This window comes from Arthrobacter sp. FW306-06-A (assembly GCF_021870055.1).
In the GTDB taxonomy this organism is placed as follows: Bacteria; Actinomycetota; Actinomycetes; order Actinomycetales; family Micrococcaceae; genus Arthrobacter.
Genome location: NZ_CP084552.1, coordinates 2792084 through 2804797, shown reverse-complemented (window position 1 = coordinate 2804797; position 12714 = coordinate 2792084). Strand labels below are relative to the sequence as shown.

Below are 12714 nucleotides of genomic sequence, written 5' to 3'. Positions count from 1 at the left end.
CTCCGGGTCAGCGGTGCCGTGCAATCAGCGGTGCCGTGCCCGGCGGAAGATCCAGTGCCGCAGCATGCTGAACCGCACCGCCGTGGCCAGGAACCCGGACAGCGTGGTGGCCACGAGTTCGTCCCCTACCGTGGCGGCGGGGTTGAACCAGTGCAGTACGCCCAGGCTGCTGCCGGTGATTACCAGGGCCACGCCGATCACCACCAGGCCGTTGAGGTGGTCCCGCGTGCGGCGTTGCTGGCCCGCGATCTTGAAGGTCAGCCGCCGGTTCAGTGCGGTGTTCAGCAGGGATGTGAGGATCAGCGCCACCGCGTTGGCCAGCTGGGCGCCAAGCCAGGGCCGCAGCAGCGCGTAGATCCCCAGGGATGCGGCCGTGCAGATGACGCCTACACCGGAGAATCGGATCAGTTGGCGGATGACCGGAAAGCGCAGGACACCCCGGTAGTGCCTGGTGGCGGGAAGGCGCCGGGTGGTGGTCTCCGGTCCTGGGGGTGCTGACGTTTCCTCCCTCACGCGGCCGCACCCGCAGCATGGTCAGTGCAGCAGGCCGTGAACGCGGACGGATGGCGCGCAGGGCGCAGGGAAAGACCCGCCACAGGTCAGTACAGCTCGCCCACGGGGATGTCCACTGCCAGCCGGTTGGACGGTCCGGGCAGGGGACAGGCCCATGCCTCGTTGTACGCGCAGGATGGGTTGTAGGCGAAATTGAAGTCCAGGACGAAGGTGGCGTCTGGACCGCTGCCGTTGACACCGTGGAAGGCACCCTTGATGGTGTCCAGCAGATAGCGGCCGGCCCCGTAACTTCCACCCGGCTGCCCGGCCGTGGCATCCCGGAACGGGACGAAGATGCCGCCGCCGTAGCCGTGGATCTTCCATACCCCCAGCTGGCCCATTTCCGGAAGATCGAAGGTGCCCAGACGGACAAGGTGGACCACGCCGTCGGTCCCCGTGTCCACGCTCAATTCCCGGCCGGCGCCTTCCTTGGTCAACGGGACGTGGAATCGGTAGATGGGATCGTAGTCGGCAGTCTTCAGGCCGGAGAAGTGCGCCTTGTCCGCGGCGGTCAGCGCGGATGCGGGGTGCGTGGCGAACATCAGGTCCCGCTGGTGGCGCCAGTATGAGTGCGCCTCGGACGGGCTCTCCGCGGAGATCCGGCGGACGGCGTCGTACAGCGCAAAGGTCCGCAGGCGCCAGTCGGCGACGTCCACGGCGGACATGTTCAGGGCGGAGGTGTCCGCGGGATTGTCTTCAGCTGCGCCGTTCTGCTCTTCCGCCATAGCTTCCAGCCTAGTCCCAGCCCGGGGTGGTAAATGTCCGACGGCGGCACGCCGGGCAGGTGCCAGGGCTTGGGGCTGCCCAGGTGGTTGGCGGAGGGGGCGCCAGCAATGCGAAAAACACCCCCGCGTATGCGCAGGGAAGCGGACGGAGCGCCGCTAGGCTGGCTTCCATGACAGGCAAGGCAGCGTCCACCCTTCTTTCCGGCGCCTCCCTTGTTGCCGCCGCAATCCTGCTGACGGCCTGCTCCGGGACACCGGCCGGAAGTCCTGGCTGGACAGCGCAGCCGGCATCATCGGGAGCGGCTGCGAACGGGGCGGCGACGCCGGGCAGCCCAACGCAGGAAGCGGCACCAGGAGACAGCGGCAGCAGCCCCGCGTCCACCTCCACAACGCCTGCCGGGCCGCAGGGCGCTGCCACCGCCGCTGCCTGGAAGACGTTCTCCGATTCCGCCAAGACGGTCAGCTTCGACCTGCCGGCGGACTGGATCGCCCAGTCCGTAGCACCGGAGGAGGGCGTCCTTCCCGGCGGCCTGAAGGTTGACGTGAAGAAGCCCGACGGAACATTCGTTGCCGCGCTCAGGACGGGACTCCCGCCGTCGTCCGGTGACTGCCCGGACAGCGCAAAGCACCCGTATACGGTGATCAGCAGCGTACCCTTCGAGTTCGCCGCGCAGGGCGGGGAGGGAACCATCCCGCCGCGGATGGTCTACCGGGTGATCCAGGGCTACCGCTACTTCGGTTCCTATGGCATCACCAACCTGGTGGGCGGAGCGGACGGGAAGGCCTGCGAGCTGCGGAATGTGGTGCGCGGCCCCGCAGGCAAGGGAGACTACTCCTTCGGCGACCTGGTGGCGCTTAGGGCCTTCGCTCCGGACGAGAAGGTGGCTCCGGCCAAGGCCTTCGACACCCTGGGCCAGGCCGCACAGTACGTCAACGAGAGCAGTGACTTCGCCAACGTGCAGCGGATGCTAATGTCGCTGAAGGTCAAGAACTAGTCCCGCTGCCCGCACTTACCAGGTGCCGGGGCAGGCGACTTTCCGTCCGCCCCCAACACCCCTGGAGAGACATGGAACGCTCTGTTTCCGCACGCCTGGTTTTCAGGACCATCGCCAACACCAAGGTGGCCATGGCCATCGCCGTAGCGAGGAACAGCGGCTACTCGTCATTCGAGGAATCACTGTCCGTGACTGCAGGCGGAGCGGACGTTCCGCTCACGGATGTTTCGGACCACCACGGCGGCCGGTTTCACTACATGGAGTTCGCCGAGCCCACCGATGTCACCGTGGAATACTCCGCCACGGTGACCGGGCGGGGCGTGCCGGAAGAGGCCAGCCTGGCAGACCGGATCCGGTACGTGCGGCCAAGCCGCTACGCCGAATCGGACCGGCTCCTGCCCACGTCGTACGCCGAGTTCGAGGGCGTTCAGGGCGCGGACCTGGTCCACGCCGTCCGCAACTGGGTCAACGGTGAACTGCGGTACATCAGCGGCTCCTCCCGAGGCACCGACGGTGCGGTGGAAACCCTGCTCAGCAGGCGTGGTGTCTGCCGGGACTTCGCCCACCTCGCCATCGCGCTGCTCCGTTCCAAGGACATCCCCGCCCGCCTGGCGGCCGTCTACGCCCCCGGCCTGAATCCCATGGATTTCCATGCCGTGGCGGAAGCCTATGTGGAGGGCGCCTGGCACATCATCGACCCCACGGGGCTGGCCCCGCGGGAGTCGATGCTGCGCATCGCTGCCGGCCGCGACTCGTCGGACACGGCCTTCCTGTCCACGGTGGGCGGCAGCCTGGTGCTGAACCAGCTGCGCGTCACCGCGGTGGTCAACGGTGACCTGCCGGCCGAGGATCCCGCCCGGCTGGTCCAGCTCGGCTAGCGCTTCCGCGGCAGGGGCCCCAGCGAGTTCCGCAGTTTGTCCGTAAGCCGCATCAGTTCCTTTTGCTCGGCGGCCGTCAGGGCGGGACCCACCAGCGCCGAGATGTCCCGCACGTGCTCGCGGCCGATCTCCTTCTGCAGCTCCCGCCCTTCGTCGGTCAGCTTCAGCAGTACGCCCCGGCCGTCCTCCGGCGCGGGCATCCTGGCTACCAGCCCCCGCTTTTCGAGCCGCTCCACCAGCCTGCTCAGGCTGGACTGGCTCAACAGGACGTTGTCGTTGAGCTCGTTGAGCCGCAGCCAGCCGGACGGGCAGCGGGAGAGCGTGAACAGGACGTCGTACTCATTGAGTGCCACCTTCCGGAATGCCGGCGCGGACTGCAGCTTCCGCATCACGGCAACCTGGGCCCGGAACAGTGATTCCCAGGCTTCGGCCGCAAGCCGCACCGGCGATTCCGATCCTCCCGCGGCCATTACGCCTCCGAGGTGGCTTCTGCGGCATCCTGCGATGCCAGCAGGGCCGCCACGCGGCCGGCGTGGGTGGGCGGCTCCGGGACGTGTGCGGGCTTGAGGGCCGCGTACTCCTTGCGCAGGACGGGCAGGACTTCCTCGCCGAACAGGTCCAGCTGTTCCAGCACGGTTTTCAGCGGCAGGCCGGCATGGTCGATCAGGAACAGCTGGCGCTGGTAGTCACCGAAGTACTCGCGGAACGTCAGGGTCTTTTCGATGACCTCCTGGGGGCTGCCCACGGTCAGCGGGGTCTGCGAGGTGAAGTCCTCCAGGGACGGCCCGTGGCCGTAGACGGGGGCGTTGTCGAAGTACGGCCGGAATTCCTTCACGGCGTCCTGGGAGTTCTTCCGCATAAAGAACTGGCCCCCGAGGCCCACAATCGCCTGGTCCGCCTTGCCGTGGCCGTAGTGTTCGTACCGCTCGCGGTACAGGCCGATCAGCTGCTGGTAGTGCTCCTTGGGCCAGAAGATGTTGTTGGCGAAGAAACCGTCACCAAAGTAGGCCGCAACCTCGGCGATCTGCGGGGTACGGATGGAACCGTGCCATACGAAGGGCGCCACGCCGTCCAGCGGCCGGGGCGTGGAGGTGAAGTTCTGCAGCGGGGTGCGGAACTTGCCGGACCAGTTGACGGTGTCCTCATCCCAGAGCTTGCGCAGGAGGCTGTAGTTTTCGATGGCCAGCTCCACGCCGTCCTGGATGTTCTTGCCGAACCAGGGGTACACGGGGGCGGTGTTGCCGCGGCCCAGGACCAGGTCCACGCGCCCGTCCGCGAGGTGCTGGAGCATGGCGAAGTCCTCGGCGATCTTCACGGGGTCGTTCGTGGTGATCAGCGTGGTGGCCGTGGAGAGGATGATCCGCTCGGTCTGTGCTGCGATATACGCCAGGGTGGTGGTGGGGGAGGAGGAGAAGAAGGGCCGGTTATGGTGCTCGCCCAGGGCGTAGACATCCATGCCTATTTCCTCGACCTTTTTGGCGATGGCCACCGAGGCCTTGATGCGTTCGTGCTCGGTGGGGGTGCGGCCCGTGGTGGGGTCCGTGGTGATGTCGCTGACGCTGAAAACACCGATCTGCATGACAATGCCTTTCCGTTCCTGGACTTGCTGGGCTTGGTTCCACTCTAGACCAATTTAGATGCATTTGCATCTATCGCCTTCTGTAACGTCAGGCCGCGGTGATTATTCCCGGCCCAAGTCCAGCATCGGATCCTTTGTTAAAGAGCGATGCCCGCACCGCAGGGCGGTACGGGCATGCCTTGGCGGGACGGGCCCTATTCGGCGCCGCCGGGGGCCGCGCGGCGGCCGCTGACCTTGGGAACCTGGCCGGTGGTCCAGTCCCGGAACTCCGCGTCGACGTCGGAACCCGGGCCCGTCTTCACGCTGGCCTCCGGACGGGCCTGCAGGTCCTTCAGCAGTGCCTTCTTCTCCCGCCGCCCCTCCACCAGGCGGTACAGCACGGGGACCAGGATCAGGGTCAGGGCGGTGGAGGACACCAGGCCGCCGATGACCACCACCGCCAGCGGCTGCGAGATGAAGCCGCCACCGCCGGTGAGGCCCAAGGCCATGGGGGTCAGGGCGAACACGGTGGCCAGCGCCGTCATCAGGATGGGCCGCAGGCGTTGCCTTGCTCCGTTGGTGATGGCATCCTCCACGTTCATGCCGGGCCGGCCGTCGCGCGGCTGCCGGTACTGGTTGATCAGGTCGATCAGCACGATCGCGTTGGTGACCACGATGCCCACCAGCATCAGCATGCCGATCAGCGACGGCAGTCCCAGGGGCACTCCGGTGAGCAGGAGCAGGGCCACGGCACCGGTGGCCGCGAACGGAACCGAGACCAGCAGGATCAGCGGCTGGATGAGGGACTTGAAGGTGGCCACCATGATCACGTACACAATGGCGATGGCGGCCAGCAGGGCCAGGCCCAGCTGCCGGAAGGATTCGGCCTGCTGGGTGGTGGCGCCTCCGATCGTGGCGGTGACCCCCGGCGGCAGCTGGACATCGGCCAGGCGCTTCTGGACTTCGCCGTTCACCGCGCCCAGGTTGGAGCCCGACGGCGTGATGGACACCTTGGCGGTGCGCTCACCGTTGCTGGCGGTGATGGAGACGGGGACGTCCACCTGCTCCACGGTGGCGATGCTGCCCAGCGTCACCGGACGGCCGGCGGCAGGCAACGGGATGTTCCGGACCGCGTCAATGCTGGTGAACCTGGTGCCCTGGCCGATCCGGACGGGGAAGTCGTTGGTGTCGATCCGCACGGTCCCGGCCGGGATGGGGCTGATGGTGGATGCCAGGACCCCGGCCACCTGTTCCTCATTCAGGCCGGCGGCCGTGGCTTTGGCCCGGTCTACCTTGACCTGCACCACGGGGTTGCTGGCGGCAAGGTTGCTGGCCACTTCGCTGGTGCCGGGCACACCGGTCATGGCGGCGACCATGGTGTCGCTGGCGGCCCGCAGGTCGCCGCTGGTGGCAGCCTTCAGGGTGATGTCCACGGTGGAGGAGGTGCCGAAGCCGCCCTGCTGGGTGCCTACGGAAACCTTGCCGGCGTCGGGCACCTTGGCAAGCTCCGAGCGCACGGTGTCCTGGAGCCGTTCCTGGTCGGCCTTTTCATCCGTGACCACGGTGAAGGTGGAGTAGGAGGATCCGGTGGAGGTGAGGGCAGCGAAGCCGGCCTGCGCGTTGCCCGAGGTCACCTGGACGTCCTTGATGCCGTCGATGCCGCGCAGCACCTCCTCAAGGCGGATGGCGGCGGCACTCGTGTCCCCGAGGCTCGTTCCGGCCGGCAGCACCTGGCGGACCGTCAGGCTGTTCTGCCCGGAACTGCCCAGCAGGTTCGTAGCCAGCAGCGGGGTCATGGCAGCGGTGGCACCGAGTACCAGGACAGCGGCAACCAGGGTGATGACCGGGTGCTTCTGGGTTGACCGAAGGATGGGAAGGTAGCCGCGCTGCAGGCGGCTGCGCTGTTCGGCGTCGTGGGCCTTTGCCTTCGCCTCTTCCGCGATCCGCCGGGCATCCGCGGAACCTGCGGGCGCCCAGCCGGTCTTGGGGTTTTTGAGGAACCAGTAGGCGAGCACCGGAACGATGGTGAGGGAAACCAGCAGCGAGGCCAGCAGCGCCATGGTCACCGTCAGGGCAAACGGCCGGAACAGCTCGCCGGCAAGCTCGCCGACGAAGGCGATGGGCAGGAAGACCGCCACCGTGGTCAGGGTGGACGCCGTGATGGCGCCGGCCACCTCCCGGATGGCGGTGAGGATCGCCGTCGACTTTTCCTCACCGTAGCTAAGGTGCCGCTTGATATTTTCGATGACCACGATCGAGTCGTCCACCACGCGGCCGATCGCGATGGTCAGCGCGCCCAGCGTCAGGATGTTCAGGGAGTAGCCTGTGCCCGACAGCCCGATAAAGGTGATCAGCAGGGACAACGGGATGGACACCGCCGTGACCAGCGTGGAGCGGGCGGACATCAGGAACAGCAGGATGACGGCGACGGCGAACCCGAGACCCAGCAGGCCTTCGGTGGTGAGGTCCTTGATGGACTTTTCGATGAAGGGTGCCTGGTCGAAGACGGGGGTGAACTTGGCGTTGGAGCCCAGTTCCGCTTCCAGCTCGTTCAGCGAGTTACGCACCGCGTGCGAAATTGCCACCGTGTCGCCCTCGGGCTTCTTGGTCACGGAGACAGCCAGGGTCTCTGCCCCGTTGGTGCGGGTGATGGAGGTGCGTTCGTCGTCCTTGATCGAGACGTCGGCCACCGAGCCGATGGTCGCGGCATTTTTGGCGCCGGCCAAGGGCAGCGCCTTGATGGCATCCAGGGAATCCACCGGGCTGCCGATCTGCAGCGAGAGGGTCCGGCCCTGGTCCTCGAGGGTGCCCGCAGGAATCAGCGCGCCGTTGTTGGACAGGGCATCCCGGATGGCGGCGAGGGTTGTCCCTGCCGCCGCCATGGCGTCAGCCCGGGGGAGGATCTCGATGTGCTGGGTGGCGCCACCGGTCACATCGGCGCTGCGGACACCGTCAATTTTCTGCAGCCGGGGCACGCTGAGGCGCTGCAGGTCCGCGTTCAGGTCGCTGAGCGGCTTGTCCGAGGAGACGGCCAGGAAGACGATGGGGAAGTCGCTGATGCTGCCGGCGATGGCCTGCGGCTGGACGTCGCTGGGCAGGGTCCGCTTTGCGTTCGAGATGGCCCGGTCGATCTGGTTCCGGGCCCGGTCCAGGTTCGATCCGTAGGTGAACACCATGGTGATCTGGGAAACGCCGGTGCGCGACGTGGAGGAGGTGGATTCCAGCCCCTCCACACCGTTCAGCGCCTTCTCGAGCGGGCCGCTGACCTGCTTGTCCACCACCTCGGGCGATGCGCCGGGCATGGAGCTGAGCACCGTGATCTGCGGGAACTCAATGGAGGGGATGAGCTCCTGCTTCAGCGATGACATTGTGATCACGCCGAAGACCGAGGCGAAGACGGTGATCAGCGCGATCAGGGCCCGGTTCGCCAGGGAAAGCTGTGCCAGCCGGAACATGGGTGGTCTCCTGGGGGTCTAAGTGACTGGTACATGCCCTGGGGGTGCCAGCCACTGGCCCCGGCAGGGTCAGTGGCTGGCGGAAACGCTCTCCAGCTGGAGGGACTTGGCCGTGGCCCGTTCCAGCTCCGCGGCGAGGTCCGGATTCTCATCCAGCTTCACCCCGTAGCCGGGCATCATGTCCTTGAGCTTGGACTGCCAGCCCTTGAAGTTCCGGGGGAACGTCTTCTGGAGCAGCTCGATCATGATGGGGACAGCGGTCGAGGCTCCGGGCGAAGCGCCCAGGAGCGCGCCGATGGAGCCGTCGCGGCCGGCGATCACTTCGGTTCCGAACTGAAGGATGCCGCCCTTTTGCGGGTCTTTCTTGATGATCTGTACACGCTGGCCGGCGGTGATGAGTTCCCAATCCCCGCCCTTTGCCTCCGGGTAGTACTCGCGAAGCGCTTCAACCTTCTGGTCGTGCTTCTTAACCACTTCCTTCACCAGGTACGCGGTGAGGTCCATGTTGTCCTTCGCTACGGCAAGCATCGGGATGATGTTGCCCGGGCGGATGGACAGGGGCAGGTCCAGGTAGGAACCGTTCTTGAGGAAGTTGGTGGAGAAACCCGCGTACGGTCCGAACAGGAGGGAGCGCTTGCCGTTGACGTAGCGGGTGTCCAGGTGCGGAACGGACATGGGGGGAGCGCCCACCGATGCCTGGCCATACACCTTGGCGCTGTGCTGGGCGGCGATGGCCTCATCGGTGCAGCGGAAGAACTGGCCGGAGACAGGGAATCCACCGTAGCCCTTGCTCTCGGGGATGCCGGAGGCCTGGAGCAGGTGCAGGGCACCGCCGCCGGCGCCGACGAAGACGAACTTGGCGTGGATCTTGCCGTGTTCTCCGGACTTGGGGTGCTTCAGCGTCAGGTCCCAGCCGCCGTCGGACGCGCGGGTGATGCCGGTGACGTCGTGGCCGTAGTTGATCTCGACGCCGTTGTTCCCCATGTAGGTGATCAGTTCGCGGGTCAGCGCGCCGAAGTCCACATCGGTACCCTCGGCTGCGCGGGTGGCGGCGATGCGCTGCTTGGGGTCGCGCCCCTTGACGATCAGCGGGGCCCACTTGGCGATCTGCGCGTGGTCCTCGGAGAACTCCATGCTCCGGAACAGGGTGTGCGGCTTCAGTGCCTCGTAGCGGGTCTTCAGGAACCGGCTGTGGTCCTCGCCGATCACGAAGCTCATGTGCGGGACCGTGTTGATGAAGCCCTTGGGTGACCCGATGAGGTTGTTGTCCACCAGGTGGGACCAGAACTGGCGGGAGAGCTGGAACTGTTCGTTGATGAGCAGTGCCTTGGCGGGGTTGACCGAGCCGTCCTTGGCTGCGGGGGAGTAGTTGAGCTCGCAGAGGGCGGCGTGGCCCGTTCCTGCGTTGTTCCAGGGATCCGAGCTTTCGAGCCCCGGCTGGTCCAGCCGCTCGAACAGGGAGATGGTCCAGTCCGGCTCCAGCTGCTTGAGGAATGCCCCCAGCGTGGCGCTCATGATGCCGCCGCCTATAAGGACAACGTCGGCGTGTGGGGTCTTGGAAATGAAGGTCACGATCAGTCTCCGATTGCAGCGGCTCTGGCTGTCACAGAATATCCCCGCGCGGGCCGCATACTGAAATTGGCCCGGCCCGTCAAGACTTCAGCTGGACCTTGGTAAAAACTTCGTTTAAGACCGGGGATGCCGGGTAGCTCTGCACCCGGTCCGAGAGGGCCAGCGCGGAAATGGGGAAGGCGACGGGAACGGCCGGTACGGTCGCCGCTATCTGGGCATTGATGGTGTGATAAAGGTCATCCCGCTCCTTGCCGTCGGGCAGTCCACGGGCGCGGTTGATCTTGGAAAAGACCTGTGGATCCTGGTACCCGAACTCGCCGTTTTTCTCCCCGAAAAGCGGGCCCACGAAGTTGTCCGCGTCCGAGTAGGAGCCGTTCCAGCCGAGGATGTGGAATGCGTGGTCGCCGGCGGACTGGACCTTCTGCAGGTACCCGTCGGACCAGTCCACCGGGACGGGCCGGATGTTGAAGCCTACGGCGGTGAGCTGGCGGCTGAGTTCGGCGTAGACCTTCTCGGGGGTGGGCAGGTACGGCCGGGTGACGTTCAGGGGGTAGTAGAACTTCAGTTCCTCGCCCGCGTACCCCCCTTCCTTCAGATAGTCCTTGGCCCTTACCGGGTCGTGGCCCAGTGCCGGAGCTTCGTTGTTGAAGCCGCTGATCTTGGGCGGGACGAACTGTGTGGCCTTGGCGGTGTTGTCGATGAAGAACTTCCGGATCAGGGTTTCCTTGTCGATGGCAAGCTCCACCGCCTGCCGGATCTTCTGGTTCTGGAGTACCGGGATGTCCTGGTTCATGCCCACATACATCACCGAGAACGGGTCGCGCTGGACAATTTGCTTGCCGCGCTTCACCAGCTGGTCGAAGTTGCCGACGGTCACGGCGTCGTAGCCGTCGATCGTGCCATCCAGCAGCGCCTGGAGCCGGGTCTGCGGGTGGTTGTAGGCCAGGAAGTTGATGGTGGCGATCTGCCCGCGGTCGCCCCAGTAGTTCCGGTTGCTGGACAGGGTCACGTTGTCATTGCCCCAGGCAGCGAGGGTGAAGGGGCCCGTGCCCACGGGGGTTGTGGCGAATGCTGACATGGCCTGGCCGCCGCGGTTCTGGTCCAGGACATCGGCCTTTCCGGACGCAAGGGCCGCAGGCGATGCGATGGCAAAAGCCGGCAGTGTCAGTGCCTGGAGGAACGCGGTGAAGCGCTGGGTGAGGTCGATCTGCACGGTGTCCGGGGCAGGCGCCGTGCAGCTCTTGAAGATGGAGAGGCCGGGCTCGTCCGAGTGTGCCTTGAACACGCCCTTGAAGGAACTGCCCGGTGCCTGCTTCCGCAGTGCAACGGGGAAATTGAACCAGCGGTTGAAGTTGGTGCAGACGGCGTCGGCGTTGAAGGGGGTGCCGTCCTGGAAGGTGACTCCCGTGCGGAGTTTGAACGTGTAGGTCCGGCCGTCGTTGGACTCATTCCATTCGGTGGCCAGCAGCGGGGTGGGCTTGCCGGTGGTCTGGTCCACGCCCACCAGGCCTTCGAGGATCTGCCGGGTGATCCGCTGCGACTCCACGTCGTTGGACAGCGCCGGGTCCAGGCCCAGGGGCTGGGCGGCCGTACCGAAGTTGAAGGTCGCTGCAGGTTCTGCTGCCTTGGTGCTGGGGGTGCCGGAGGTGGGGGAGGGCGACGGCATGCCTGTGCATGACGTCACGCCCAGCGCCATGAGGACGGCACCGGCCTTGATGACCGTACGCCGCGAAGTACTGCTGGGCACTCGTTTATCACCTCTGGATGCTGCCGGCTCCGCCGCGTGCGGGCCGGGATCCAGTCTAGGGGACACGAGCCGGAGCCGGTCCCGGAAGGACACCCGGCGCGCCAAAGCCGGGTCCGCTGTTGCCAGCGGACCCGGCCTGGTGTTGGGGGGCCGTAAGGGGGCTTACTTGGGCATGAGGACCGAGTCGACCAGGTAGACCGTTGCGTTCTTGGTCTTGACGCCACCGCAGATCACGTTGGCGTTGTCCACCTTGAGGTTGTCACCGCTGCCGGTCACAGTCACTGAACCACCCTGGACCGTGGCATGGGTGCCGGCGATCTTGTCAGGGGTGATCTGGCCGGGGACCACGTGGTAGGTCAGGATCTTGCTCAGCAGGGCATCGTCCGTCTTCAGGGTCTCGATGGTGGCGGGATCGATCTTCTTGAAGGCGTCGTCCACCGGAGCGAAGACGGTGAATTCGCCACCGTTGAGGGTGTCCACCAGGTTGACCTTCGGGTTCAGCTTGCCGGAGACCGCCGCAGTCAGGGTGGTCAGGATGGGGTTGTTGGACGCTGCCACGGCCACCGGGTCAAGGGCCATGCCCTCCACCGAGCCTGCACCGGTGGGAACCTGCTTGGCATAGGCGGCGCAGCCGGGCCCAACCAGGTTGGCTGCCGGGTCCATCATGCCGGCCGAGGAGCTGGCGGAGGGGGACGCCATGGCGGAGCTGGACGGGGATGCCATGCTGGAGCTGGGGGCGGATGACATCGGCGCCGACGACGCCGAGGATCCTGAGGTGCTGCCCGAGCCGCCGCATGCGGTGAGGCTGAGCAGAGCGGCCGCTGCAACGCCTGCGACGGTGAAAGTGGTGCGCTTAAAGGTCTGCATTTCAGTTCTCCTTGATCGTTTGCCTGCCGCGGTCCGACATCGTGCTGTCGGCGTGCGGTCTGCCTTGCGGTAAGCACCTGCCCTTGGCTGGTGTCTCAATGGCTATTCGGCCGATGGGCAGCGGCGGATGGGTGGATCTTTGGAGTTTTTCGAATCGAAGCAGGAACCGGCGCAAAACCGGCGGCTGCTTAACGCAGGAATCCCCCGGCCGGGGCCGGGGGATTCCTCGGGTGCGCAAGGGGGGACTTGAACCCCCACGCCCGAAGGCACAGGAACCTAAATCCTGCGTGTCTGCCAATTTCACCACTCGCGCGCGTCATCGGTCGTGACAAAAGTACGACGGCGGATGACAGATCCCATTGTAG

10 protein-coding genes and 1 tRNA gene are annotated in these 12714 nt (G+C 66.2%); 2 read left to right on the top strand and 9 right to left on the bottom strand.

The features are described from left to right. Positions 1-24: 24 nt before the first annotated feature. Positions 25-513 (bottom strand): GtrA family protein, encoded by a 489-nt coding sequence (locus LFT49_RS13100; RefSeq protein WP_237428476.1) that lies wholly within the window; start codon positions 511-513, stop codon positions 25-27. Between the two features lie 86 nt (positions 514-599). Then, the gene (locus LFT49_RS13095; RefSeq protein ID WP_237428475.1) at positions 600-1277 is read right to left on the bottom strand and encodes a DUF1684 domain-containing protein; all 678 of its coding nucleotides are present in this window, start codon (positions 1275-1277) and stop codon (positions 600-602) included. A gap of 170 nt (positions 1278-1447) precedes the next feature. Between LFT49_RS13095 and LFT49_RS13090 the strand changes: the two genes are divergently transcribed. Beyond that, complete coding sequence (locus LFT49_RS13090; RefSeq protein ID WP_237428474.1) at positions 1448-2272, top strand: hypothetical protein; 825 nt, start codon at positions 1448-1450, stop codon at positions 2270-2272. Between the two features lie 71 nt (positions 2273-2343). After that, positions 2344-3150, top strand: coding sequence for a transglutaminase-like domain-containing protein (locus LFT49_RS13085; RefSeq protein ID WP_237428473.1), 807 nt, complete (start codon positions 2344-2346; stop codon positions 3148-3150). Here LFT49_RS13085 and LFT49_RS13080 read toward each other — a convergent pair. From LFT49_RS13080 to LFT49_RS13050, 7 genes are all read right to left on the bottom strand, one after another. Next, positions 3147-3620 (bottom strand): MarR family winged helix-turn-helix transcriptional regulator, encoded by a 474-nt coding sequence (locus tag LFT49_RS13080; RefSeq protein ID WP_237428472.1) that lies wholly within the window; start codon positions 3618-3620, stop codon positions 3147-3149. The genes LFT49_RS13085 and LFT49_RS13080 overlap by 4 nt on opposite strands. Beyond that, complete coding sequence (locus LFT49_RS13075; protein WP_142133480.1) at positions 3620-4729, bottom strand: LLM class flavin-dependent oxidoreductase; 1110 nt, start codon at positions 4727-4729, stop codon at positions 3620-3622. The genes LFT49_RS13080 and LFT49_RS13075 overlap by 1 nt, the downstream gene beginning before the upstream one ends. 194 nt (positions 4730-4923) lie before the next feature. Further along, positions 4924-8163 (bottom strand): efflux RND transporter permease subunit, encoded by a 3240-nt coding sequence (locus LFT49_RS13070; protein ID WP_237428471.1) that lies wholly within the window; start codon positions 8161-8163, stop codon positions 4924-4926. Positions 8164-8232: 69 nt separating this feature from the next. After that, the gene (locus tag LFT49_RS13065; protein ID WP_237428470.1) at positions 8233-9735 is read right to left on the bottom strand and encodes a malate:quinone oxidoreductase; all 1503 of its coding nucleotides are present in this window, start codon (positions 9733-9735) and stop codon (positions 8233-8235) included. 79 nt (positions 9736-9814) lie between these two features. Further along, positions 9815-11482 carry an ABC transporter substrate-binding protein gene (locus LFT49_RS13060; RefSeq protein ID WP_237428469.1) on the bottom strand — a complete coding sequence of 556 codons (1668 nt, stop codon included), beginning with the start codon at positions 11480-11482 and terminating at the stop codon, positions 9815-9817. Positions 11483-11644: 162 nt separating this feature from the next. After that, positions 11645-12349 carry a fasciclin domain-containing protein gene (locus LFT49_RS13055; RefSeq protein WP_236798701.1) on the bottom strand — a complete coding sequence of 235 codons (705 nt, stop codon included), beginning with the start codon at positions 12347-12349 and terminating at the stop codon, positions 11645-11647. 231 nt (positions 12350-12580) lie between these two features. Continuing rightward, positions 12581-12662, bottom strand: a tRNA-Leu gene (locus LFT49_RS13050). Positions 12663-12714: the final 52 nt, after the last annotated feature.